The sequence below is a fragment of the Methylococcus sp. S1M genome (assembly GCF_051295855.1).
Taxonomy (GTDB): Bacteria; Pseudomonadota; Gammaproteobacteria; order Methylococcales; family Methylococcaceae; genus Methylococcus; species Methylococcus capsulatus.
Genome location: NZ_JBPDXO010000001.1, coordinates 417,145 through 440,617 on the forward strand (window position 1 = coordinate 417,145; position 23,473 = coordinate 440,617).

Below are 23,473 nucleotides of genomic sequence, written 5' to 3' on the forward strand. Positions count from 1 at the left end.
GGCATGCAGGACACCATTCCCGTACTCACCATCGACGGCCCCAGCGGCGCCGGCAAGGGCACTGCGGCCCGTGCGGTCGCCGCCCGGCTCGGTTGGAATTTTTTGGACAGCGGTGCGATCTATCGGGCGCTGGCAGTCGCGGCCGTGGACCGGGGCGTCTCCCGGGAGGACGAGTCGGCGCTGGCGGCGCTCGCGGCATCGCTGGATCTCGTGTTCGGAGCGGATTCGACGGCGCGCATCCTGTTATGGGACGCCGACATTAGCGGACGTATCGTCACCGAGGAATGCGGCAATCTGGCCTCGAAGCTGGCGGCGTTTCCGGCGGTGCGGCAGGCATTGCTGGACAAACAGCGCGGCTTCCGCCGGCCCCCGGGGCTGGTGGCGGACGGCCGCGACATGGGGACGGTGGTTTTCCCGGACGCCCCTTACAAGGTCTTTCTCACCGCGAGCGCGGAGGTTCGCGCCCGCCGGCGCTATAACCAGTTGAAAGAAAAAGGCATGGATGTTAGCCTAGCGCACTTGACCGAAGAGATCGAGGAACGCGACCGGCGCGACCGGGAGCGGCAGATCGCGCCGCTTCGAGCGGCGGCGGATGCCGTCGTGATCGATTCATCGGACCTGAGCGTCGATGAAGTGATCCAGGTTTGCCTCTCCGTGGTGCAATCGCACTGAAATCCTGAGGCCAATACAGTACAGGGTGTGTTCCGCCGCGCGGCGAGCGGACACGATCGTCAACCAACTCTATCAACATTCGTCCGATTTCATACCTCGGACGCTGGAATCATCGATCATGGGCGAAAGCTTTGCAGAACTGTTTGAAGAAAGTCTGGCGAAAGCCGAGATGCGCGCGGGCAGCATCATCACCGGCACCGTCGTCGACATCGGCACCGATGCGGTCGTCGTCAACGCCGGACTGAAATCCGAAGGCGTCATTCCGAAGTGGCAATTCCTCAATGCCGACGGCCAGCTGGAAGTCCAGGTGGGCGATCAGGTCGAGGTCGCTTTGGATATGGTGGAGGACGGCCTCGGCGCGACCCTGCTGTCCCGCGACAAGGCGAAAAAGCTCAAGGCATGGGAAGACCTGGAGAAAGCTTTCGAGAACAACGAGACCGTTGTCGGCCGTATCGTCGGCAAGGTCCGCGGTGGCTTTACCGTGGCCATCGGCGCCCTACGGGCGTTTCTGCCCGGCTCCCTGGTCGACGTGCGCCCCGTGCGCGACACCGCTTTCCTGGAAGGAAGGGACCTGGAGTTCAAGGTCATCAAGATCGATCAGAAGCGTAACAACGTGGTGCTGTCGCGCCGTGCCGTGGTCGAATCCGAGTTCAGCGCCGAGAAGGAAGCGCTGATGGAAAGCCTCAAGGAAGGCGCCATCGTCACCGGCGTGGTCAAGAATCTCACCGATTATGGCGCATTCATCGACCTGGGCGGGATCGACGGCCTGCTCCACATCACCGACATGGCCTGGAAGCGCGTGCGTCACCCGTCCGAAGCCGTCCAGATCGGCCAGGAGCTGCAGGTCAAAGTGCTCAAGTACGATCAGGAAAAGAACCGCGTGTCACTGGGCCTCAAACAGCTCGGTGAAGACCCCTGGGTCAACATCGCCCGCCGCTATCCCGCCGGCACCCGCTTGTTCGGCAAGGTCAGCAACCTCACGGATTACGGCTGCTTCGTCGAACTGGAAGAGGGCGTCGAGGGTCTGGTCCACGTCTCGGAGATGGACTGGACCAACAAGAACGTCAATCCGGCCAAGGTCGTCCAGCTCGGTGAGGAAGTCGAGGTCATGGTCCTGGACATCGACGAGGAACGGCGCCGCATCTCCTTGGGCATGAAGCAGTGCAGACAGAATCCCTGGGACGAGTTCGCTGCGACCCATAAGAAGGGCGAGAAGATCCGGGGCACGATCAAATCGATCACCGATTTCGGTATCTTCATCGGCCTCGACGGCAACATCGACGGCTTGGTGCATCTGTCCGACATTTCCTGGTCGGTGCCCGGCGAGGAAGCCATCCGCCAGTTCAAGAAAGGCGACGAGCTGGAGACCGTCATCCTGGCGATCGATCCGGAACGCGAGCGCATCTCGCTGGGCATCAAGCAGCTCGAACAGGATCCGTTCCAGAACTTCCTGGCGGCTCACGACAAAGGTTCGATCGTGCGCGGCGTGGTAAAAGAGGTGGATGCCAAAGGCGCGGTCATCACTCTGGCGGACAACGTGGAAGGCTATCTGCGCGCCTCCGAAATCCAGCGTGACCGGGTCGAAGACGCGCGGGCACTGCTGAACGTGGGTGACGAAATCGAAGCCAAATTCATCGGTGTCGACAAGAAAACCAAGTCGATCTCCCTGTCGATCAAGTCCAAGGATCAGGATGAGGAAGCGGCGGCGATCAAGGACTACTCGCAGCAGGTGTCCGGCACCCCGACCCTCGGCGACATTTTCAAGGAACAGATGGAAAACCGCTGATCGTTTCCGGTTTTCCCCGGAGGAGGGGGTCGTAAGGCCCCTTCCGGTCCACTTTTTGGAACCTGGAGATCGACATGACTAAATCGGAATTGATCGAATCCTTGGCCGGAAAGTATCCGCATCTGTCCCCCCGGGACATCGAACATGCGATCAAGGAGATGATCGGCTGCATGAGTGAGGCTCTGGCCGGAGGCGAGCGCATCGAAATCAGGGGGTTCGGCAGTTTTTCCCTGCACCATCGTCCCCCCCGGGTCGGCAGGAATCCCAAGACCGGGGAGTCCGTTCATCTGCCATCCAGGCGCGTTCCCCATTTCAAACCCGGTAAGGAGTTGCGCGACCGGGTCAATTCGATCAAGGACTAAGGACTTTTCGGCAAGCAACAAATCGCCTCGCCCTCCTCGGACGAATGGTGGAGGCACCGAATGTCGGACGTCCCGATGCTTGAACTGCTGACCCTGTTGCTTCCGGTGGCTGCCGCTTCCGGTTGGTATGCAGCGGCCAGACACCACGGACGAAACCTGTCGGCCGGACTGAATGACGGGCTCCAGCGGGCCTATCAGACCCCCACCGATACGGCCATCGGAGCCAGAGCCGATGAGGCGTTTCATCTGCTCAGACAGATCGCTGATTCCAGCGCCAAGACCCTGGAGTTGCAACTGGCCCTCGGCGGCCTGCTGCGCAGGAGTGGAGAGCTTTCCAAGGCGATCGAACTGCACGAACGCCTCCATTCCCAACCCCAGATGTCGGACGAACAGCTGCACGCCATTCGTTTCGAACTGGGCATGGATTATCTGAGCGCCGGGCTGCTGGATCGGGCCGAAACCGTCTTCGCTGGCCTGACCGCGACTGCTTCCCACGGCAAGGCATCGCTCCAGCAAATGCTGGCGATCTACCAGAGCGAAAAGGATTGGGTGAGGGCGGCCGAATGCGCCCGGTCACTCAAGAAGTTCGACGCCGGCCAGCGCAACGCCACGTTAGCCCATCTCCTGTGCGAGCAGGCCGAATCGGCGATCGCCCGGGGAGAAACAGTCGCGGCCCATGCGCATCTTCAGCAGGCCCTGGCCGAAGATCCGCGCTGCGTCCGGGCGACCCTCCTGAAATCAAGGCTCGCTCTGCAACGACAGCAATGGGCGGAAGCGGGTACCCTGCTACGGTCGGTGGAATTCCAAAATCCCGCCTTTCTGCCGGAGGTCATAGGGCAGTTGCGGCTCTGCCATGCCAGTCTTCGGGACATGGACGGGTATTTGACCTATCTCGACTATGTCTATCAGCGTTATCGTACAGAAGCGGCCGCCCTACTTCTGGCCGACGAACTGGCGCAACGGGAAGGGGCGCCCGCGGCGGCGAGCTATCTGACGGGTCTTCTGTCCGAGCGGTCGAGCCTGAACCTGATCCGCCGCACGCTGCATTATGCCGGAGCAGCCACCTGCATCGACGGTGATTGCCTGTCGATCCTGCGGCGCTGCCTGACCGCCCTCGACGGCCTAGCGTCCAGGCATCCCGGTTACGGTTGCGTACAGTGCGGCTATGAATGCCGTGAGCTGCATTGGCACTGTCCCACCTGCCGCGCCTGGGAAACCATCCAGCCGGCCGATCCGGGTGTCGGTTTCAGCGGCAAGACCCCAGCGACAACCCCATCTTGACGGACATGCCGGCACCGATCCCGGCCATCCAGCGCGCGTGGCCGGGACCGAAAAGGACGATCACGGTCGATCCCATGTTGAAGCGGCCGATTTCAGCACCGCGTTCGAATCGGAGGCCTTGCCCTGAGTAATCCCACCGCCTGATCGTCTTCGAGCGGGGCGGTGTGACCTCGCCGTGCCAGACGGTCTCAATGCTCGACACGAAAATCGCGCCAACCAGAATGACCGCCATCGGTCCCGCGGCGGTATCGAAATAACAGATCAGCCGTTCGTTTCGTGCAAAGAGATTCGGGACGTTTTCCGTCGTCGCGACGTTGACGCTGAACAGGGCGCCTGGCACATGCGTCATAGCTGCCAGGGTACCTGCCACCGGCATATGGACACGGTGGTAATCACGGGGCGAAAGATAGACCGTGACAAAGCTACCGTTTTCGAATGCCTCTGTCCGGCTGCGATCACCGCCAAGCAGTCCGGCCAGTTCGAAGCAGCGTCCTTTGGCCTGGAACAACCGTGTACCCTCGATGGCACCGAGCTGGCTGATCATACCGTCCGCCGGACAGGCGATGGCGTCGGGCTCGCTGCAGACCGATCGCACGCCGGGTTTCAGCGCACGTGTGAAAAAGGCGTTGAAGCACTCGAACGACTCCGGCGAACTGCAGACGGACTCCGCGAGATCGACCCGATAGAACCTGCAGAAGGCACGGATCAGAGCGTTCTTGAACCAGGGCTGGCGAATGCGGACCGCCCAGTGCACGAACCGTGAAAGGCCGTGTTGAGGCAGCAGATATTGGATGCTGGCAAACAGCTTGAACGGCAAGGCGGCCATGATCATTCGTTGATATGAGCGCGGACGAAGCGATGATTTTCGTCAAGAAACAGTGTGATGTCGGCACGTGCGGGCATTTCCGCCAGCATATGCCGGGTGAGCCGTTCGTAATGCATGATGAAACGCCGCAGCGCCGCCTCATCCATCAGACGATGGCTCGAGGAGCCGTTGCCCCGGACCGCTGCCGCCAGCTTACGCTCTTGCAGGCCTCGCCACCGGTATACGCATTCCAGATCGGGGACCTTCAGCATGATCAATCTGTCCAGTCGGTCGAACAGTTCGGCATAAGGGCCACCGAGCTGTTCGTTGACGTAGGTCCGCCAGCTACCGTCGGCATCCTCCCCAGACTCCAGGGCGTTGATCGGACGGACCAGATCCTCTCCGACCTGAGGAACGCAGCCGACACACCAGCCTTCGAAGATGACGACATCGACCGGAGCCGTGATTTGCGGCCAGGCCGACAGCGGGCGCCGGTCATCGACCGACTTGTCGAATGCCGGCAAAGCCACGGAGACTTCCGGCCCAATCTTCGTCAGTCGATCGAGCGTCTGCAATCCCAGCTCGACATCGTGAGTACCCGGAACACCCCGTGTCATCAGCAGAGGGTGCACTTCCCGCGCCAACCTCTCCCTTTCAGATCTCGTCTTGTAGAGATCGTCGATGGAAAAACCGGCAACCTTGCACCCATAGCCCTCGCGCAGAATCAGCGCCAAGAAGTCGCATAGGGTCGACTTGCCGGAACCTTGCGCGCCGTTGACGCCAAGCACGAAGGGGCCGTTGTCCCTGTGAGTAAGGACCCAGGCTGCCAGCGGCACATAGACTCTCGCCAAGGATTCGGCGAGAGTCAAAGGAATGCGCTGTGTGGCCATCGAGGCCAGGAAAGCCGGGCGGACCCGCTCCCAGACAGACCGGTAGACGTCCTCCGCCACTATCCGGGCGGGCCACAAAGGGAACGGATCGGCCGCCATTGCCGGCAATCAGGTCACCTTGTCTCGGGGGGGACGCCCTTCGAAAAACGCAGTGATGTTGTCGATGACGCGCATGCCCATCGCGATCCTCGTCTCCTCGGTGGCACTGCCCAGGTGGGGAAACAACACGACATTGTCGAGTTCGAGAAAACCCGGGTTCAGCCGGGGTTCGCCTTCGTAAACGTCCAGTCCCGCGCCCCGGATGCGCCGGTTCCGCAAGGCCTCGATCAGGGCTTCATTGTCCACCACGTCTCCGCGGGCCGTGTTGACGAGATAGGACTGCGGCTTCATCCGAGCCAGACGGTCCGCATTGATCAAATGCCGGTTTTCCTTGCTGCCGGGACAGTGGAGCGCGACGAAATCGGCGCGTTCCAGTACCTCTTCCAGGGTGCCGCATTGCTCGGCGCCCAGGGCATCGATCAAGTCCTGCGGCGGCGGAAAAGGATCGTAAAAGATGACGGGCATGTCGAATCCGAAATGGGCCTTTTTCGCCATGGCGCGGGCGATCCGACCGAATCCGACGAGTCCCAGGATCTTGCCGGTCACCTTGGTACCGAGCATGTGGGTGGGGCGCCATCCCGTCCAGCGGCCGCTTCGGACTTCCCGTTCTCCTTCTCCACCCCGACGGGCGACCGCGAGCATGAGCAGCATGGCGATATCGGCGGTACAGTCCGTCAGCACGTCGGGAGTATTGGTGACGGCGATGCCGCGCTGCCGGGCGGTATCGAGATCGATATGGTTGAAGCCCACCCCGAAATTGCCGAGGATCTTGCAGCGCAGTGGCTCTACAGACAGCACATCCGCATCAATGGCATCGGTCACCGTAGGCAGAACCGCATCGTAATCGCGCAGGGCCGCCTTCAACTCGTCCCTGCTCATGGGATGGTCGTCGGCGTTGAAGACGACGTCGAACGACTCCCGGAGTCTACTTTCACAAGATTCCGGCCAGCGTCGCGTCACCAGTACTTTGGGTTTGCTCATGGCGGCTCCAGACAAAGGGGAGGGCGCGCCCGCCGGCGCGCCCGTTGGAATCGTGCCTCGCCGCAACCATCAGTCTCCGGCGAGGTCCGGCGGATCAGACTCGGGGCTGGATTACCGGAGCGGTCTCGCGCCAATGGGCGCTGGCCGCCGCGATGCCGCTGCCCGGCGTCAAGGGAATACCCACGTCCAGCATGGCCATTTCCGAACCCACGATGGCGCTGGCCAGGCTCAATTCGTTGAGATCCCCCAAGTGACCGATGCGGAATACTTTCCCCGAGACTTCACTCAGCCCCGCACCCAGCGACAGGTTATAGCGGAAATAAGCCGTGTGGATCACGTCGCGCGCATCGAACTCCGGTGGTACGACGACGGCCGACACGGTGTTCGAATACCATTTCGGATCCTGGGCGCAGAGCTGGAGCCCCCAGGCAGCCACCGCCCGGCGGACACCCTCGGCCAAGCGGGCATGGCGGGCGTAAACGTTCTCCAGCCCCTCCTCGAGCAGCAGTTCCAGCGACTTGCGCAGACCATACAGCAGCGGGATCGACGGGGTATACGGGAAAAAACCGCCAGCGTTGTGAAGGATGTGATCGTTGATGTCCAGGAATGCGCGCTTGCACTTAGCGGACTCCCGCGCCTTCAGTGCCTTCTGGCTGAAGCCCAGCAGCGCCAGACCGGCCGGCAGCATGAAGCCTTTCTGGGAGCCGGCCACGCCGATATCGATGCCCCATTCGTCCATGCGGAAATCCAGAGAACCGATGGAACTCACGCCATCGACATAGAACAGGGCAGGGTGGCCGGCCGCATCGATGGCCTTGCGTACGGCCGGAAGGTCGTTGGTCACACCGGTTGCAGTCTCATTGTGGCAGATCAGCACCGCCTTGATTTCATGAGCGGTGTCGGCTTTCAGGCGCGCCTCCAGTCTGTCCAGCGGCACCCCCTGACCCCACGGCACCTCCTCGTACTCCACTTCGAGGCCCAGACGTCTGGCCAGGTCGATCCACAGATGACTGAATTGTCCAAAACGATAGGACAACACTTTGTCGCCGGGAGAGAGCGTATTCGAGAGAGCAATTTCCCAACCCGCGGTTCCCGTGGCCGGAAAGATGAAGCACTGCCCTGCTTCTGTCCGGAATACCTTTTTCAGATTCTCCAGCAGCGGGGTCACGAGGGCAGGGAAGTCCGGTCGCCGATGGTCCTCCATCGGTACGTGCATCGCGCTGAGAACGGCATCCGGAATGTTCGTCGGACCAGGAACGTAAAGATGGTTGCGACCAGGCATCAAATTCACCTTGTGTTATAGGATCGAGATATTGCTCTTAAATATTCGTAGAGGTACGGATGGGAACGGGACGAGCCTCGACATGGAAAACCGCCGCCAGCCGGGCTCATCCCCTCAGGAAGGACGGCAATCATGCCACAGCGGCCGGACATTCTTCAATCATGAGGCGCTCTTGACACGCACGTCACCGAAATTGATAATGCGCACCTTCACCCCGGGCGCGCTTGTCGGCGTGTCCATTCCGACGGTGGCGTAGCTCAGTTGGTCAGAGCGAGGGATTCATAACCCCTAGGTCGGCGGTTCAATTCCGCCCGCCACCACCATCCCCAGCCTCGCCAAGATCCAAAGACCTTGCAAACGCCAAGGCTTCGCGGGCTATTCTCTTCCTGTCTGTCAAAGGCGACCCATCGCTTTTTACGATTTAACATAATATACATTATGCGCATATCTGGAGCGGCTCGCGGCTACGTCAGACCGACCGGAGACCCGGGTCCTCCGCATTCGTAAAACGAAAAAACCGCATCTCCGCCGGCATCGACCGGAGATGCTTCCTGGTCTCTCCGCATGCGCGTCAAAGCTTGACCCAAAGCCGAACCGCGCCATCGTCCTCAAATGGCCCGCCTTCGACACCTGTCGTCTGCGGACGGGAGTCTGGTACTCTCTGTCACCTCTTTGGTCTTCTCGGTTCCCGATTTCTGGCACGCCCCCTTGGGCCCAGCGGCAGCGCCGGGGCTTGCCTTACACTCACCAACGTTCATCTCGGCATGCTCGAATATATATTGACATACCATCGCGGCCTTTTCGCTACGCTGTTCCTGTTGCCCATATCAGTCATTTACGGCGCCTACGTAACTCTGAGAAACCGCATCATTTTTCTCTGTCATAGTGCACCCGCCAGACATGATGAAAAAGTCAGACGAGTGATCAGACAGATCGATCTATGGAAAGAGCAAGGATGCAAAGAAAAATTATGCACGGGTCGTTCGGGATGGAAAAGCATGAGCGAGCTCATCCCAATATATAAATATTCCCACAGAAAAATCCATATTGATTTATATGATATTCTGGAAATCGACGTGAGCCGGCGTGTCGTGAGAGTTGAACCTCTGGTCACGATGGGGCATTTATCCTCCACCTTGAAGGTCGAGGGATGGATGCTTCCCGTGGTTCCCGAGCTGAATGACTTGACGGTGGGCGGACTGATCATGGGGTTCGGCGTCGAAACCAGCAGCCATAGATACGGTCTATTTCAACATATATGCGAATCTTTCGAGATCATAACGGCAGAAGGAACTTTGGTTACCTGCAGTCGCAGCGAGAATCCAGAGCTGTTTCATCAAATTCCATGGAGCCATGGCACACTCGGTTTTCTTGTGGCCGCAGAACTCCAAATAATACCCGCAAAAAAATATGTACGATTGCATTATCAGCCCGTATCTTCTTTGAACGAAATGGCGAAGCTGTTCGAGTCCGAGGCCAGGAACACCGATAACGATTTCGTGGAAGGGATCGTATACAACAGGGACGCAGCCGTCATCATGTGCGGCAGACTGATGGACGCAGCAGGACACGACGGCCCTGTCAACCCCATAAACCGGTGGTATAAACCCTGGTTCTTCAAGCACGTGGAGAATCGCCTCCGGCCGAACTCGAACAACGTCGAATACATTCCTTTGGAGGATTACTTTCACAGGCATACAAGAAGCTATTTCTGGATGATGAAAGACATCATCCCCTTCGGCAACCATCCGCTGTTTCGGGTTCTGCTGGGCTGGGCGATGCCGCCACGTATCGAACTTCTGAAGTATACGGAAACTGAAACCACCAGAGAGCTCAGGGAGCGTCATCAGATGATTCAGGATATGCTGATGCCCATACGATATCTCAGTAAATCAATCGAGTATTTCGACGAGCATACTGGACTCTATCCTCTCTGGCTATCACCCATGTCGATCCGGCGGAACAGTGAGGATATCGGGTTTGTCCGTCCCTTCTGCGACGAAAACGGCGTCGAGGATGAGCTGTTCGTGGATATCGGCGCTTACGGCACTCTTAAAAAGAAAGACAGAGATGCCAGGGATGTGCTCGGCTTGCTCGAACAATTCGTCCTGCAGCATCACGGATATCAGGCGTTATATGCGAAAACGGCTTTGAGCCGCACCGATTTCCGTCGAATGTTCAATCATGGCAGCTATGATCGTCTGCGCGAAAAATTACCGTTATGCAAGCTGGCATTCGACGAGGTATACGACAAAGTATCGACTGCGGGCCGGGCATCCCCCGTTGAAGTCCGTCGGATGAAGAAAAAGCATTAAGCGTTGCCCCTAGGATACAGAACTTGCCACGGAGGGGTGTTTGAGGCAGAATCCGAATCTCATGAGACAGGGATCAAGCATTTCTGGCTTAATTCATTGAAGCTATGCCCGATCGATTATACCCAACCGCCCCTCTCGGTGTCGGACACAAGGGGCGGTCTGCGTTATTGCGAAGAGCGACGCGACTGATTGGCACGCTGACTTTTCCGCCGCTCCTGGCAGCCTGCGCTCACACCCTGCCGCCTGCCGGCCAGCATTCGGTGTCGCATCGCGATGTCGAATCGCCGCCGGAAAAACCGGTCGACCCGGCTTATCTTCGATTGCCTTCGGACTTGGCGCTACTGCAGGACCGGCTCGCGAGCCGCCTGTGGGACGGGGATCTGCCGGTGGGAGAAGATTCCGAAACGGCCAGGGTTCCGGCGACCAAGAGACGGAAACCCAGGGCAGCACCCGGTCTGCGTCTGGCCAGAGCGGCTTCCGGCTCACCGGGGGAAGAAGGCCTGTGGCAGCATATCAGGCAAAAGCTGGTTCTGAGCGACATTCGACATGAAGCGGTCGATGCCGAAATCGAAGCCTTCAGGCACAATCCGGCCCATCTCGATGCGCTAGCAAGGCGGGGAGAGCCTTTTCTGCATTATCTGGCAAGCGAAATCGAGCGCAAAGGGCTGCCCATGGACGTGCTTGTCGTCCCCATGGTCGAAAGTGCGTTCGATCCCTTGGCAGCCTCCCCCCGCGACGCCGTCGGCCTGTGGCAGATCGTGCGGGGCACTGGCGAAGAACACGGACTCACCGTGGACGAAAACTATGATGGCCGTTACGACATACATGCCTCGACGTCCGCGGCCCTGTCGTACCTGAAACATCTCGGCACCGTTTTCAACGGCGACTGGCTGCTGGCCTTGGCCGCCTATAATGCCGGCGAGGGAGCGGTGCAACGGGCGGTCGCTGCCAGCCTCAAGGCCGGCCGGGGTGGCAGCTTCTGGACGCTCGATCTACCGGCCGAAACCCGGGCCTACGTGCCTCGGATACTGGCCTTATCCCGCATCATAGCCCATCCGGAAGGCTACGGCCTGAAGCTCAGGAAAATCCGGGACCGGCCCTACCTGACGAGGGTGGAGGTCGATTCGAAGGTCCGTGTGGCCGAGGTCGTCGCTAGCTCGGGACTCCCCGAACAGGAATTTTTCAGGATGAATCCTGCCCTCAAACCCGGCGTGCAACCGCCCAAACGCCGGTATGACGTCCTGCTGCCGGTCGAGAGCGCCGCGGCGCTGGCCTCGATCCTCGACGGCGCAAAACCTACGGCGGCCAGGAAAAGGGGCGGTAGACGTGGCGCCACGCTGTCGGCTCTCGGCCGGCAGTCCGGGCACGGCTAGCGACTCAGCGCGGCGCCAGAGGACTTTTCGGAAAGCTGATCCCCTCCCAACCATATTTCATGAAAGTCCGGATGTTGCGATGATCGTCGCCGTCCGGACGACCGAGCACGTCCTCCCAGTAATAGTCGCCGAACAATGCGAGGGTTTCGGTGACCGACAGCCTGTGCAGCCGGGCGAAACCGAAAATCTTGCATGAACCCGAGTTGGTACCGGCCGGATTGATCACGACCTCATCCCCCCGTCCGTTGCGAAATTCGGTCGGAGTAAAATGATAAGCCGAGTCGATTGCTTCGACGGTGTCTGTGAAGGCGATGCGGTCGCCTTGCCGTATCCGGGCAATGAGTTCTTCTGGGGTCATGGTCGGTCGATCGATGCTAGGAGTGGTTCGAGTTTCTCGAATACGCTTTTCATGAGGAGGGGTTGCGCCTCGGCGTTTGGATGGAGGCCATCAGACTGTAGCAGATGTTCGTCCCCTGCGACCCCGTCGAGAAAAAATGGCAAGAGTCGAACCTGTTTCTCCTCGGCGAGTTCCTGATACACCCGTTCGAAGGCCTCCGCATAGCGGCCGCCGTAATTCGGCGGAAGCTTCATGCCCAGAAGCAGGACCTGCGCCCCGGTCGATCTCGCCTGATCGATCATGGCGCCGAGGTTGGCTTTCAACGCCGCCGGAGGCAGGCCGCGTAGGCCATCGTTGGCGCCGAGCTCAAGGATCACGATCCGGGGACGGTGCGCTGCCAGCGCTGCAGGCAGGCGGGCCAGTCCGCCGCCGCTGGTATCGCCGGGAATACTGGCGTTGACCACGGTGATGTTTCGAGGCTGCAGTCTTTGCTGCAACAATGCGACCCACCCTTGGCCGCTGTCCGAGAGGCCATAGCCGGCACTGAGGCTGTCGCCCACGACGAGCAAAGAATCGGCCGCCGCTGAATCCGCCGAAAGGGGAGTTATCGAGATGAAGCCAGACACGATGGACAAGAACAGCAACGATGCCGGACCGGAGGGCAGGCGCGCTTTGATCATGGCGAGACAGGTGGACAAGTGGGTCGTAAGCGCCGGTGAAAGACTGGATATCTTGACAGGTGTGGACCTGGCGATCAAACCGGGTGAGAGCGTCGGGATCGTCGGAACCTCCGGCTCCGGCAAGTCGACTCTGCTCGGTCTGCTCGCCGGCCTCGACCGGCCGTCTGCGGGCGAGATCGAGCTTGCCGGCTGCCGCCTTTCGCAACTGGACGAAGATGGTTTGGCACGGCTGAGGGCGCGGCACGTCGGTTTCGTGTTCCAGTCGTTCCAGCTTCTGCCCAGCTTCACCGCCCTGGAAAATGTCATGCTGCCGCTGGAACTCGGCGGTCGTCTCGACGAAGCCCGGGACCGCGCCCGGGGACTCTTGGCCCGGGTCGGCCTCCAGCATCGCCTGGGACATTATCCCCGCCAGCTCTCCGGCGGGGAGCAGCAGCGAGTGGCCCTTGCGCGCGCCTTCGTCACGGTGCCGGACATCCTCTTCGCCGACGAGCCGACCGGAAATCTCGACGACCGTACCAGCCAGACCATCATCGATATGCTGTTCGACCTCAACCGCGAGCATCGCACCACGCTGGTCCTGGTGACGCACGATGCCCGTCTCGCTTCGCGTTGTGATCGCCTGCTCCGGCTGGAGGCCGGGCGGATGCTCGAGTCATGAGGGCCGCCTACGGTTTCCGCCTGGCCTGGCGGCTCGCCAGGCGTGACTGGCGGGGTGGCGAACTCGGTGTGCTGCTCGCCGCACTCCTGATCGCCGTGGCCGCCACCGCAGCGACCCAGTTGTTCAGCGATCGCCTGGCCCGCACCATGGTCGATCATGCGGCGGAATTCATCGCTGGTGACCTGACGCTGGCAAGCCATCGCCAGATCCCTCCGGAGTGGCTCGAGCAAGCGGCGAGCCTGGGCCTGAAGCACGCGGCCAGCGCGGAATTCCCCAGCGTGCTCATGGAGAACGAGCAGATTCTGCTGGGAGGGATCAAGGCCGTGAGTCCCGCCTACCCCTTACGCGGGGAAGTCCGCACCCGAGCTGCGGGAGCGGTGGACGAAAGGCCGGCGGGTGGCATTCCGCAACCGGGCACCGTCTGGGTCGAATCTCGGGTGCTGACTACCCTCGGCCTCACGCTCGGCGCTTCACTCACGGTCGGCAGCGCACAATTCCGCGTCGAGCGGCTCCTCACCCACGAACCGGACCGGCGCGGGGACCTTTACAGCCTCTCGCCGCGTGTGATCATGAACCTCGGCGATCTACCGGCCACTCGGGTCATTCAGCCCGGCAGCCGGGTGCACTACTACGACATGTTCGCCGGGAAGGACACCGCCGTACGCCGTTTCAAAGCCTGGCTCCGGCCCCGGCTGCAGCGAGGCGAGCGGCTGCTGGACGTGCATGAGGACCGCCCCGAAGTCGGAACGGCATTGAACCGCGCCGAACGTTATCTCGGCATGACCGGCGTGATGATCGTGTTGATCGCCGGTGTGGCGATCGGTATGAGCGCTCGGCGTTATACCGAGCGCCATTCCGACACGACCGCCCTGCTCAAATGCATGGGGGCGACGAAGAACGACATCCTGGCGATCCACATCTGCGTCCTGATGATGGTGGGGCTCCCCGGCTCCCTTCTCGGCAGCGCCCTCGGTTATCTGGTCCAGGCCGCTATCGCCCGCTCGGTCGCAGGGCTCCTGCCCCATGACCTGGCCCAGCCGGGGCTGGAAAGTTTGCTGACGGCACCACTGATCGGAATGGTCATCCTCGTGGGTTTTGCCGTCCCGCCTCTGCCGGAGCTGATGCGCGTGCCGCCGCTGAGAGTCTTGCGGCGCGACCTCGGACCCACCCCGCCCAGCGTCTGGTTGGGTCTCGGCATTGCCATCGTGACCTTGGCGGCCCTGCTTCTGCGCCCCGCGCGTGATCCCGCACTGGTGGGGTTCGTCCTCATGGGAGGCGCGGCGACACTGGCGGGTTTCGGTTTTTGCCTCGACGGTCTTCTGCGATTGCTGCCGACGCTGCTGCGCCGGCGTCCTCTGGTCTGGCGTCTCGGCCTGCACTCCCTGCTGCGCCGTCGCCGTCTCGCCTCGGTTCAGATCATGGGGTTCGGGCTGGCCATGGCCGCCATGCTGATCAGCCACGTCGTACAGAACGAGCTCGTGTCCGAGTGGAAACGGCAGTCGCCGGACAATGTGCCCAACTTTTTCGCACTCAATCTGCAGGAGACCGAACTGGACCGGTTCCGGCAAATGCTCAAGGCCGAATCGATCGAAAGCAGCGGGATCTATCCCATCGTTCGAGGGCGTCTGGTCAGCGTGGACGGGATCGATGCACACGAGCTCGCGCCGAAGGACTCCCATGCCGAAGCCGCCCTCGAGCGGGACCTCAGCCTGACCTGGAGCGAGGGGCTGCCGGCCGGCAACCGTATCGTCCGTGGCCATTGGTGGTCGGGTGTGCCTCTACGGGTATCGGTGGAAGAGAAGCTCGCCGCAGAACTGGGCATCCGGATCGGTTCGCAGCTTACGTTCGATGTGGCCGGCACGCCGGTGTCCGCGACGGTCGAAAGCATACGCAGCGTCCGCTGGGACGCCCTGACTCCGAACTTTTACATGATCTTCTCCCCTCGCAGCCTGCAGAACCAGCCACGCACTTATCTGACCAGCTTTCATGTTCCTTCGGGACGGAGCACCGTGCTCAGTAACCTGGTCAAGGCATTCCCAGGGATCACTCTGCTGGATGTCGATGCCTTGCTGAAACAGTTTCAAGCGATCCTGCAGCAGGTGACGCTGGCGGTCCAGGTCGTTCTGGGATTCGCGGTGGTCGCCGGTTTCACGGTCCTATTCGGGGCGGTGCACGCCACGGCGGAGGAGCGGCTGCGGGAGGATGCACTGTTACGGGCCCTCGGCGCGGACACACCGCTTTTGAAGAGGAGTCAGTGGATCGAGTTTGCAGTCCTGGGGTTTCTTGCCGGCATCCTTGCCGCCGCCTCCACCGAACTGGTCGGTGCCGTGGCATTTTCCAGAGTGATGAATCTGGCGCCACAGGCACACCCTTGGCTATGGCTGGCCGCACCCTGCCTGGGCGCGATCACTGTGGGGATGGCGGGACGATGGAGCGTCCGCCGGGTCGTCGCGGTGAGTCCCAACGACGTTCTGCGTGACCTGTCCTGAAACGAAGAAGCATCCGCGGCAGCAGCGATGGGGGGCAACCCGCTGCCCTCCCCATCGCCGGCGTCACTCAATTCGCAGACACGTTGACCTTGGAAGTCCAGCCGCTCTTGCCTTCGCAGGCACCGTCCAGAATCTTGAGTTTCACGAACGGCAAAGCGCCCACGATCGATTCCTCTTCCACCGTCGCCCGGGTGCCCGATTTCACCACGCAGACTTTCTGCTCGTCGTTTTCCTCCTCCCCCGAGGCGACGTTCATCAGGCCGGGCGCCGCGGTCAGCTGGGAGTCGCCCACGTTGGGATTGGACACCACCACCGTCTGACCGACCTGGACCGCGGTCTTCACCTGGACCTCTCCGCTCCCGCCGCCGCCCATGGCCAGTGCGAGCAGGATCACGACAGCGACCCCACCGATCACGTACAGTATTTTCGGATTGGACTTGAGCGTATCTAAAATGTTTGCTTTGGCGGGTCCTTCGCTATTGTTTTCGTTAGACATTCGTTATTACCTCCTCGTTGGGATCAAGTCTCCCCTTCCCAGGGTACGCGCACGTTACCATGTTGCCCCATCTTCGAACAAGGAGGAGGCTCGGGCAGGGATTCGAAGGCCGACGGCGTCTCCTGTACACTGTGGCGCATGACGAGAAAACATCCGCGATCGGCAGGTTTCGCATGAGTCACAAGCATCCTGTCGAAGCGGTCGAATCCCTGGTGATGGCGGACGGGTACGGCCGCCCGGCGGGCTTGCGCCGCGGCTTCGAACATCCGGGCCATGAGGCGGGTGGTCGGGCGCCAGGCGACTTCGATGCCGCCAGACCGGATCGGCTCGCCCGTCTGCTCCGAGCAGCGGCCGCCTATGCCGCAGGGGGTGGCCATCCAATGCAGGCATCGCCGGAGCGTGGGGATGCCGAAATACCCGAATCGATCCGCCGGCTGCGTCAGCCTTGATCCAGATCGTCCTCCTGCTCCTGGTCCTGCTGCTCGTCCTGCCCCCACTGGCGGCCTTTTTGCGCGCCCTGCGTCCCCGCCTGGCGAAAGAAATGCGGCGGATTGCACCATGGCTCGTTCTGTTGCTGTTTGCGGGACTGGCGGCTACCGGACGGCTCGGCTGGGTCGTGCCGCTCGCAGGTGCGTTGCTGGCGGCCTTGCTGCGACTGCTGCCCGGGCTGATTCCCCTGCTGCCCGTCCTGCAGCGGCTGTGGCGCCGGAAAACCTTCGGCGCCGCGGGAGAGTCCGTCGTGGAAACGCGGTTCCTCCGGCTGCGCCTGGACCGCAGCAGCGGGGAAATCCGAGGTGAAGTGCTCGCCGGGCGACAGGCCGGCCGTCGGCTCTGTGAGCTGAGTCTCGCGGATCTGCGGGAGCTCCATGCCGAACTGCTGCAGGCCGATGGCGAATCGGCCCGCCTGCTGGGAGTCTACCTGGACCGCGTGATCGGAACCGGCTGGCGGGCCCGCGCTGGAGCCGATGACACGGCCACCGGTTCGTCGCAATCGGGTCGGATGAGCCGGGCCGAGGCCTTGGCGATCCTGGGATTGAAAGAGGGTGCACCGCGCGAGGCCGTCGTCGAAGCCCACCGGCGGTTGATGCAGAAGCTGCACCCGGACCGGGGCGGATCGGATTATCTCGCGGCCAAGATCAATCAGGCGAAGGACGTGCTGCTGCGCGAAAGCCGCTGACTGCGCTCAAACGCGTTAAAATCCCCGAGGAACGAAGTCCGCATCTCCCCGACCACCTCACCGCTCATGTATTCCAGCCCAGCCTATCGAAACCCGGAAACCGTCGGCCCCGCCTCTCTGATTGCCGCAGCGGGGAGCTTCCTTTGATGGCGAAGGAGCGCGCAGGCCGTAATGCCTTGCTGGTGAATTCCGGCGACGGTCCCGGCGGGCCGGCGCTTCGGCAGTTTCTCGCCAGCCTGGAACGATGCTACGTGCGCCAGGACGACCATCTGGCGAAGACCGGGCCGGCGCGGCCCGCGGATCATCGCCGGAACCTGTACTCGCTCCAGCTGGCGAACCTCAGGCTGCGCTGGCTCAGAACGGGCGCGATGCTGCCTCAGATCACCGTGATCGGCCCCACCCAGGCCGGCAAGAGCTCGGTGATCAACTGGCTCCTGGGCGAGAATGCGGCCGTGGCAAGCCCCCTGGCGGGATTCACCCGCCATCCGCAAGGATTCGCCTACGGCGGCGAGGGAGAGGCCGTGACCGCACTGTACCGCTACTTCGATCCCCTGCAGGCAAGACGCGTCGCCGACCTGCCCGCCGAGGATTTCCGGTTTTTCGGTTTCGAACCGATGCCTGCCCGCCTTCCCCGGCTGGGCCTTGCCGTCACCGTCTGGGACACGCCGGATTTCGATTCGATCGATTCGGAACGCTACCGCGGCGGCCTGCTCCGGGCCATCGCGCTTTCGGATCTTCTGATTTGCGTGCTCAGCAAGGACAAATATGCCGACCAGTCGGTGTGGGAGCTGCTGGCCATGATCGAGCCGCTCGGCATCCCCAGCTTCATCTGCCTGAACAAGACGCCTCCGGCAACCGCAGAGACGGTGGTACGCTCGCTGGGCGGAAAGTGGCGCCAGGTTCGGAGTGACGCCATGCCGCCCATCGTCACCCTGCCCTATCTGGGAGGGAACGCTTCCGAGCCTCCCGGCGTGGATGCGCTGGTCGAAACCACCCGGACCCTGCTCAGGCAGACGGACCGCTCGCGCCAGTGCCTGGGACTGATGCGATTCGTGCGGGCGAACTGGGAAAGCTGGCTCGCGCCGGTCCGCGTCGAGCAGCAGGCCCAGCAGGAGTGGCGAGCCTTGGTCGGCCGGGCGATCGGTTCGGCAAGCCGGCTCTACCGCCGTGACTATCTCGACCACCCCCACCATTACGAAACCTTCCAGCGCGCACTCGCCGAACTGCTGACCCTGCTGGAAATTCCCGGCGTGGCTCGCGTGTTGACGCAAATGCGGCGGATCATGACCTGGCCGGTCAGGCAGCTCGGACGGCGGTGGCGGCCCGATGCCGCCAATCTGGGCAGCGAACGCTCGTTACTGCAGCAGATCGCCCTCCACGTCATGCTCACGCTGCGCCAGGAGGTGGCCGAGATCGCAGAGACTGCCACGGAAACCAGGCCCTGGTGGCTGGCGTTGGGACGCGAGATCGGCCACCGGCAAGCCGCCGTGCTCGACCGTTTCTCGCAGGCCGTCTCGACCTATTCGCGCGAGTTCGGGCCGGAAGTCGAAAAGACCGCGCATGCATTGTACGACCGTCTGCGGGAACATCCGGCGGTGCTCAACAGTCTCAGGGCCACCCGTGTCACCACCGACGCCGCGGCACTGGCAGTCGGATTGCATACCGGCGGAATCGGCTTGCAGGACTTCGTGATCGCGCCGGCCATCTTGTCGCTCACCTCGCTGCTGACCGAAAGCGCCCTGGGCCACTACGTCCAGCGAGCCGCCGAGGATCTGAAAAAACGTCAGGCTGCCGCAGTGAGCTGTTTGTTCGAGGATCATCTCGCGGCGAACCTGCTCCGTGCGCCAGAAGACATGCCTCATGACACCGGCTTCTTCATCCCCGCCGGCACCCTCGAAGCAGCGGAGCGGGAACTCGCCGCCGCCCCCGGTACACCATGAATCAACAGGAATATTCGGCCATCCGGAGCGAAATCCTCGCCTGGGTCCAGGCACTGGCGCACGCCGGCTGGCTCAGCCGTGAGGACGTCGAGCCCTTCGCCGGCCTCGACGACACGAGTCCGGGCACGTTGTTCGACGGCAGCATCCACCGCCCGCTGGTGATCGGCTTTTTCGGCGGCACTGGCGTCGGCAAGAGCTCGCTGCTGAACCGCCTCGCCGGCGCGGCGATCGCCCGGGTGGGCGTCGAACGACCGACCTCGCGCGAAGTCTCGCTCTACGCCCACGAATCGGTGCGGCTCGACCGTTTCCCCCCCGATCTGCCTCTAGACCGGATCCGTCTGGCCCATCACCACAATGACACCCTGCGCCGGCTGGTCTGGATCGACATGCCGGACATCGACAGCGCCGAGACCGCCAACCGGGAACTGGCTCTGCGCTGGATCCCTCACATCGATCTCCTGATCTATGTAGTCAGTCCGGAGCGTTATCGCGACGACTGCGGCTGGGCGATGCTGATGGAGCAGCGCGGCACCCACGCCTGGGCTTTCGTCATGAACCAGTGGGACCACGGCGATCCCGTGCAGATTCAGGATTTCCTCGCACTGCTGAAAAACAGCGGGTTTGCCGAGCCCTACCTGTTCCGCACCCAATGCGCCAGCGACGACGGAACGCCCGCAGCGGCGGACGATTTTGCGTCCTTGGAACGGCTGATCGAAGAACTGGCGGACAAACATCTGGTCGATCAGATCGAGTCCCAGGCACTGGCCTGCCGCACCCGGCGACTGCAAACCTGTCTCGCCGTGGTCAAGGCACGCCTGGAGCAGCGATCGGCCTGGGATGCGCAGCGTGGCAGCTGGGAGGCACAATGGAACGAGGTCGCGACAGAGCTCAAGCAGGGACTCGCCTGGGTGACGCAGCGGGCCGCGGAGGAATTCCTGGCCGGCCGGCTCAAATCACTGGCGCCGCCCGAATCCGCCGCCGATGGGGATGGCCCGCCCGTCAATGCCGTCTGGGATCCCTGGGCACAACAGCGCTGGGAAGACGTGCTAGCGGGTCTGACCGTCGACGCAGACGACCGGAAACTGCCGCGGCTACCTTTGCAGCAGGCACTGGCACCGCTGGCGACCGGTGCTTCCGCCACGGTTGGCAGGCGGGTCGAGGAAAGGCTGCGCTGCGCTCTGTCACGGCCGGGCAACCGGCTGCAGCGGGTGCTTTACCGTCTGTGCCGAATCGCCTCCCTGCTCCTTCCGCTGGGAGCGGCCGGCTGGGTGACCTTCAACGTGGTGACGTTCTACTACCGTAGCAGCACCGAGCACCTGGGGTATCTGGGCGTCGATTTCGCCGTCCACAGTGCCCTTTTGATCATCCTGGCATGGCTGCTGCCCTACTTGTCGTACCGTGCCCTCAAACCGTCTGCGGAGCGGGCCGCCCTTAGGGGAATCCGCGCAGGACTCGACGCCGGCCTGGATGAAATCGGAACCGGGGTGTCCCGGTCGCTGGAGCAGCTGGGGCGCCGCAGCGAGCAACTGGCCGAAACCGCTTCCGAATGGCTGAAATCCTGTGAAATCCCTGGTGACGACAGGATCATCGGGGATTCCAGAATCGCCCGACTGCTGCCGGGACGCTGAACGGCAAAGCCATGCGTCGTTGAGCATGCAACACAAAAGTGCTTTAATTTTTTAGTTAACTCCTGTTGCACCGGATTGCCTTTGTGCTATAAATCCATACTACTTTAATCAACTATTTTTGCCAGGCACGCACGAGACGCACCATGACGCAGACCGAATGGGACCGCGATGCGGTGACGGAAGTCATCGAACAGAAGAAGTCCATGCCGGGGGCACTTTTGCCCATTCTTCACGGAATCCAGGACCGCATCGGGTTCATTCCGGAGGACGCGGTTCCACAAATCGCCAAGGCGCTGAATCTCTCGCGGGCCGAAGTCCATGGCGTCATCAGCTTCTATCACTATTTCCGCACCACCGCGCCGGGCAAGCACACGATCCACCTGTGCCGGGCCGAATCATGCCAAGCCATGAACTCCGAGTCCCTGGAAACCCACGTCAAAGCACGCCTCGGCATCGACTACCACGAAACCACGGCGGACGGTGCCTTCAGCCTGGAACCCGTTTACTGCCTCGGCAATTGCGCCTGCTCGCCCTCGATGATGATCGACCATGAGGTGTATGGGCACGTCTCGCCGCAGAGCTTCGACGCGATCATCGATGAATTGAAGGAGGTCGCCGCATGATTACGGTCTACGTCCCCCGTGATTCCAGCGCCCTCGGTCTCGGTGCCGAGCGGGTGGCCAATGCCATCCAGCTCGAGGCCGCCAGGCGCGGCACGGCGATCAAGCTGGTCCGCAACGGTTCACGCGGCCTGTACTGGCTCGAACCCCTGGTAGAGGTCGTCACCCCCGGCGGGCGTGTCGCCTATGGTCCGGTGCGGCCGGGCAACGTCGCCGGCCTGTTCGAAGCCGGCTTCTTGGAAGGCAAGGCACATCCCTTGTATCAAGGATTGACGGAGGAAATACCTTACCTCAAGAATCAGGAACGCCTGACGTTCGCCCGCGTCGGCATCACCGATCCGGTCTGCCTGGAAGATTATCTGGCTCACGGGGGCTACCGCGGACTGCGTAACGCCTTGGCGATGGAGCCCGCCGCGATCGTCGAGGAAGTCACCGCTTCCGGCCTGCGGGGTCGCGGCGGTGCGGCCTTCCCCACCGGTATCAAATGGAAGACGGTGCTCAATACCCCCGCCGGCCAGAAGTACGTCGTCTGTAACGCCGATGAGGGTGATTCCGGTACCTTCTCCGACCGCATGATCATGGAAGGTGACCCCTTCGTGCTGATCGAGGGCATGACCATCGCCGGTCTCGCAGTGGGGGCAACCCAGGGCTACATCTATCTCCGCATCGAATATCCCCATGCCGGGGTGGCCTTGAATCAGGCCATCGAGGCCGCTCTCCAGGCCGGCTACCTGGGCGATGACATCCTCGGCAGCGGCAAGCGCTTCCAGCTCGAAGTCCGTCTGGGCGCCGGCGCCTATGTCTGCGGCGAGGAAACCGCCCTGCTGGAAAGCCTCGAAGGCAAGCGCGGCATGGTGCGCTTCAAGCCGCCGCTGCCCGCCATCGAGGGCCTATTCGGCCAGCCCACGGTCATCAACAACGTGATCTCGCTGGCCTCGGTGCCGATCATCCTGGACAAGGGCGGCAAATACTACGCCGACTATGGCATGGGCCGCTCACGCGGTACCCTGCCGCTGCAGCTTGCCGGCAACGTCAAGCGGCCAGGCCTGATCGAGAAGGCCTTCGGCATGACCCTGCGCGAGCTGCTGTACGACTATGGCGGCGGTTCCGCCAGCGGGCGCCCGATCCGCGCTGTGCAGGTCGGCGGCCCGCTGGGTTCCTACATGCCGGAATCGCAGTTCGACACCCCGCTGGACTATGAGTCGTTCAGCGCCATCTGGGCCGTGCTCGGCCATGGCGGTGTCGTGGTATTCGACGACACGGTCGACATGGCGAAGATGGCGCGCTACGCCATGGAATTCTGCGCGCTCGAGTCCTGCGGCAAATGCACACCCTGCCGGATCGGTTCGACCCGAGGCGTGGAAGTCATCGACCGCATCATCGACGACCGGGACCGGGCGAAGAATCTGGCGCTGCTGCGGGATCTGGGCGACACCATGCTGGCCGGTTCGCTCTGCGCACTGGGAGGCATGACGCCCTACCCCGTCCTCAGCGCCCTCAATCATTTCCCGGAAGATTTCGGCGAGAAGAGTGTGGCGCAGGTTGCCTGACGCCCCCTTCCCTGACGGGTGCCCCGCAAGCACCGACCAAGAGAGGAGATAG

Annotated in this window: 21 protein-coding genes and 1 tRNA gene; 15 read left to right on the top strand and 7 right to left on the bottom strand. The window is 62.2% G+C overall.

The genetic code is table 11. The features are described 5' to 3' along the window. The first annotated feature begins 3 nt into the window (after positions 1–3). The 4 genes from cmk to lapB all read left to right on the top strand — a co-directional run bounded on the left by cmk (position 4) and on the right by lapB (position 4,101). A complete protein-coding gene (gene cmk, locus ACSHWJ_RS01830) occupies positions 4–672 on the top strand; it encodes a (d)CMP kinase (protein ID WP_010960690.1) in 669 nt (222 codons plus the stop codon). 118 nt (positions 673–790) lie between these two features. Next, entirely contained in the window at positions 791–2,458 is a 1,668-nt protein-coding gene (rpsA, locus tag ACSHWJ_RS01835; protein ID WP_010960689.1) for a 30S ribosomal protein S1, read from the top strand. Positions 2,459–2,532: 74 nt separating this feature from the next. Then, positions 2,533–2,820 (top strand): integration host factor subunit beta, encoded by a 288-nt coding sequence (locus ACSHWJ_RS01840; protein ID WP_010960688.1) that lies wholly within the window; start codon positions 2,533–2,535, stop codon positions 2,818–2,820. A 75-nt stretch (positions 2,821–2,895) separates the two neighbouring features. Then, positions 2,896–4,101, top strand: a complete 1,206-nt coding sequence (gene lapB / locus ACSHWJ_RS01845) for a lipopolysaccharide assembly protein LapB (protein ID WP_154656730.1) — start codon at positions 2,896–2,898, stop codon at positions 4,099–4,101. Here the strand turns inward: lapB and asd are convergent. The 4 genes from asd to ACSHWJ_RS01865 all read right to left on the bottom strand — a co-directional run bounded on the left by asd (position 4,067) and on the right by ACSHWJ_RS01865 (position 8,158). Continuing rightward, entirely contained in the window at positions 4,067–4,933 is an 867-nt protein-coding gene (asd, locus tag ACSHWJ_RS01850; RefSeq protein WP_218797685.1) for an archaetidylserine decarboxylase, read from the bottom strand. The genes lapB and asd overlap by 35 nt on opposite strands. After that, the gene (locus tag ACSHWJ_RS01855) at positions 4,930–5,895 is read right to left on the bottom strand and encodes a hypothetical protein (RefSeq protein ID WP_017364623.1); all 966 of its coding nucleotides are present in this window, start codon (positions 5,893–5,895) and stop codon (positions 4,930–4,932) included. Before ACSHWJ_RS01855 ends, asd begins: the two co-directional genes overlap by 4 nt. 9 nt (positions 5,896–5,904) lie before the next feature. Then, positions 5,905–6,876, bottom strand: coding sequence for a 2-hydroxyacid dehydrogenase (locus tag ACSHWJ_RS01860; protein ID WP_218797684.1), 972 nt, complete (start codon positions 6,874–6,876; stop codon positions 5,905–5,907). Between the two features lie 94 nt (positions 6,877–6,970). Further along, positions 6,971–8,158, bottom strand: coding sequence for an aminotransferase class V-fold PLP-dependent enzyme (locus ACSHWJ_RS01865; RefSeq protein ID WP_010960683.1), 1,188 nt, complete (start codon positions 8,156–8,158; stop codon positions 6,971–6,973). Positions 8,159–8,404: 246 nt separating this feature from the next. On the opposite strand from ACSHWJ_RS01865, the gene ACSHWJ_RS01870 reads away from it, so the two are divergent. From ACSHWJ_RS01870 to ACSHWJ_RS01880, 3 genes are all read left to right on the top strand, one after another. Continuing rightward, positions 8,405–8,481: transfer RNA gene (locus ACSHWJ_RS01870), tRNA-Met, on the top strand. A 675-nt stretch (positions 8,482–9,156) separates the two neighbouring features. Then, positions 9,157–10,473, top strand: a complete 1,317-nt coding sequence (locus ACSHWJ_RS01875; RefSeq protein ID WP_432539197.1) for an FAD-binding oxidoreductase — start codon at positions 9,157–9,159, stop codon at positions 10,471–10,473. Between the two features lie 167 nt (positions 10,474–10,640). Beyond that, positions 10,641–11,846: a transglycosylase SLT domain-containing protein gene (locus tag ACSHWJ_RS01880; protein WP_282213375.1), complete on the top strand. Its 1,206-nt coding sequence runs from the start codon at positions 10,641–10,643 to the stop codon at positions 11,844–11,846. Between the two features lie 4 nt (positions 11,847–11,850). On the opposite strand, the gene ACSHWJ_RS01885 is transcribed toward ACSHWJ_RS01880, so the two are convergent. Both ACSHWJ_RS01885 and ACSHWJ_RS01890 read right to left on the bottom strand, forming a co-directional pair. After that, complete coding sequence (locus ACSHWJ_RS01885) at positions 11,851–12,204, bottom strand: HopJ type III effector protein (RefSeq protein ID WP_282213376.1); 354 nt, start codon at positions 12,202–12,204, stop codon at positions 11,851–11,853. After that, a complete protein-coding gene (locus tag ACSHWJ_RS01890; protein WP_345774371.1) occupies positions 12,201–12,743 on the bottom strand; it encodes an arylesterase in 543 nt (180 codons plus the stop codon). Before ACSHWJ_RS01890 ends, ACSHWJ_RS01885 begins: the two co-directional genes overlap by 4 nt. A 118-nt stretch (positions 12,744–12,861) precedes the next feature. Between ACSHWJ_RS01890 and ACSHWJ_RS01895 the strand changes: the two genes are divergently transcribed. After that, the gene (locus ACSHWJ_RS01895) at positions 12,862–13,521 is read left to right on the top strand and encodes an ABC transporter ATP-binding protein (RefSeq protein WP_010960677.1); all 660 of its coding nucleotides are present in this window, start codon (positions 12,862–12,864) and stop codon (positions 13,519–13,521) included. Then, positions 13,518–16,010, top strand: a complete 2,493-nt coding sequence (locus ACSHWJ_RS01900) for an ABC transporter permease (protein WP_432539198.1) — start codon at positions 13,518–13,520, stop codon at positions 16,008–16,010. The genes ACSHWJ_RS01895 and ACSHWJ_RS01900 overlap by 4 nt, the downstream gene beginning before the upstream one ends. Positions 16,011–16,077: 67 nt before the next feature. On the opposite strand, the gene ACSHWJ_RS01905 is transcribed toward ACSHWJ_RS01900, so the two are convergent. Further along, entirely contained in the window at positions 16,078–16,506 is a 429-nt protein-coding gene (locus tag ACSHWJ_RS01905; RefSeq protein ID WP_010960675.1) for a hypothetical protein, read from the bottom strand. Positions 16,507–16,679: 173 nt separating this feature from the next. Here ACSHWJ_RS01905 and ACSHWJ_RS01910 point away from each other — a divergent pair, with 173 nt between their 5' ends. The 6 genes from ACSHWJ_RS01910 (at position 16,680) to ACSHWJ_RS01935 (ending at position 23,421) form a co-directional block, all read left to right on the top strand. Then, the gene (locus ACSHWJ_RS01910; RefSeq protein ID WP_432539199.1) at positions 16,680–16,955 is read left to right on the top strand and encodes a hypothetical protein; all 276 of its coding nucleotides are present in this window, start codon (positions 16,680–16,682) and stop codon (positions 16,953–16,955) included. Continuing rightward, positions 16,952–17,683, top strand: a complete 732-nt coding sequence (locus ACSHWJ_RS01915; protein WP_017364613.1) for a hypothetical protein — start codon at positions 16,952–16,954, stop codon at positions 17,681–17,683. The genes ACSHWJ_RS01910 and ACSHWJ_RS01915 overlap by 4 nt, the downstream gene beginning before the upstream one ends. Positions 17,684–17,829: 146 nt before the next feature. Next, positions 17,830–19,623 carry a GTPase gene (locus ACSHWJ_RS01920; protein ID WP_432539200.1) on the top strand — a complete coding sequence of 598 codons (1,794 nt, stop codon included), beginning with the start codon at positions 17,830–17,832 and terminating at the stop codon, positions 19,621–19,623. Continuing rightward, on the top strand, positions 19,620–21,251 hold the full coding sequence (locus ACSHWJ_RS01925) for a GTPase (protein WP_432539201.1): 1,632 nt from the start codon (positions 19,620–19,622) through the stop codon (positions 21,249–21,251). The genes ACSHWJ_RS01920 and ACSHWJ_RS01925 overlap by 4 nt, the downstream gene beginning before the upstream one ends. Before the next feature lie 143 nt (positions 21,252–21,394). Beyond that, entirely contained in the window at positions 21,395–21,874 is a 480-nt protein-coding gene (locus ACSHWJ_RS01930) for a formate dehydrogenase subunit gamma (RefSeq protein WP_010960670.1), read from the top strand. Beyond that, positions 21,871–23,421 carry a formate dehydrogenase beta subunit gene (locus tag ACSHWJ_RS01935; protein WP_432539202.1) on the top strand — a complete coding sequence of 517 codons (1,551 nt, stop codon included), beginning with the start codon at positions 21,871–21,873 and terminating at the stop codon, positions 23,419–23,421. The genes ACSHWJ_RS01930 and ACSHWJ_RS01935 overlap by 4 nt, the downstream gene beginning before the upstream one ends. Positions 23,422–23,473: the final 52 nt, after the last annotated feature.

Coding starts and splice junctions, on each gene's coding strand:
- ACSHWJ_RS01855 (WP_017364623.1), bottom strand. CDS start 5,895: ATGGCGGCCGATCCGTTCCCTTTGTGGCCCGCCCGGATAGTGGCGGAG.
- ACSHWJ_RS01875 (WP_432539197.1), top strand. CDS start 9,157: ATGAGCGAGCTCATCCCAATATATAAATATTCCCACAGAAAAATCCAT.
- ACSHWJ_RS01860 (WP_218797684.1), bottom strand. CDS start 6,876: ATGAGCAAACCCAAAGTACTGGTGACGCGACGCTGGCCGGAATCTTGT.
- ACSHWJ_RS01930 (WP_010960670.1), top strand. CDS start 21,395: ATGACGCAGACCGAATGGGACCGCGATGCGGTGACGGAAGTCATCGAA.
- cmk (WP_010960690.1), top strand. CDS start 4: ATGCAGGACACCATTCCCGTACTCACCATCGACGGCCCCAGCGGCGCC.
- ACSHWJ_RS01895 (WP_010960677.1), top strand. CDS start 12,862: ATGGCGAGACAGGTGGACAAGTGGGTCGTAAGCGCCGGTGAAAGACTG.
- ACSHWJ_RS01905 (WP_010960675.1), bottom strand. CDS start 16,506: ATGTCTAACGAAAACAATAGCGAAGGACCCGCCAAAGCAAACATTTTA.
- lapB (WP_154656730.1), top strand. CDS start 2,896: ATGCTTGAACTGCTGACCCTGTTGCTTCCGGTGGCTGCCGCTTCCGGT.
- asd (WP_218797685.1), bottom strand. CDS start 4,933: ATGATCATGGCCGCCTTGCCGTTCAAGCTGTTTGCCAGCATCCAATAT.
- ACSHWJ_RS01920 (WP_432539200.1), top strand. CDS start 17,830: ATGGCGAAGGAGCGCGCAGGCCGTAATGCCTTGCTGGTGAATTCCGGC.
- ACSHWJ_RS01910 (WP_432539199.1), top strand. CDS start 16,680: ATGAGTCACAAGCATCCTGTCGAAGCGGTCGAATCCCTGGTGATGGCG.
- ACSHWJ_RS01885 (WP_282213376.1), bottom strand. CDS start 12,204: ATGACCCCAGAAGAACTCATTGCCCGGATACGGCAAGGCGACCGCATC.
- ACSHWJ_RS01925 (WP_432539201.1), top strand. CDS start 19,620: ATGAATCAACAGGAATATTCGGCCATCCGGAGCGAAATCCTCGCCTGG.
- rpsA (WP_010960689.1), top strand. CDS start 791: ATGGGCGAAAGCTTTGCAGAACTGTTTGAAGAAAGTCTGGCGAAAGCC.
- ACSHWJ_RS01865 (WP_010960683.1), bottom strand. CDS start 8,158: ATGCCTGGTCGCAACCATCTTTACGTTCCTGGTCCGACGAACATTCCG.
- ACSHWJ_RS01900 (WP_432539198.1), top strand. CDS start 13,518: ATGAGGGCCGCCTACGGTTTCCGCCTGGCCTGGCGGCTCGCCAGGCGT.
- ACSHWJ_RS01840 (WP_010960688.1), top strand. CDS start 2,533: ATGACTAAATCGGAATTGATCGAATCCTTGGCCGGAAAGTATCCGCAT.
- ACSHWJ_RS01935 (WP_432539202.1), top strand. CDS start 21,871: ATGATTACGGTCTACGTCCCCCGTGATTCCAGCGCCCTCGGTCTCGGT.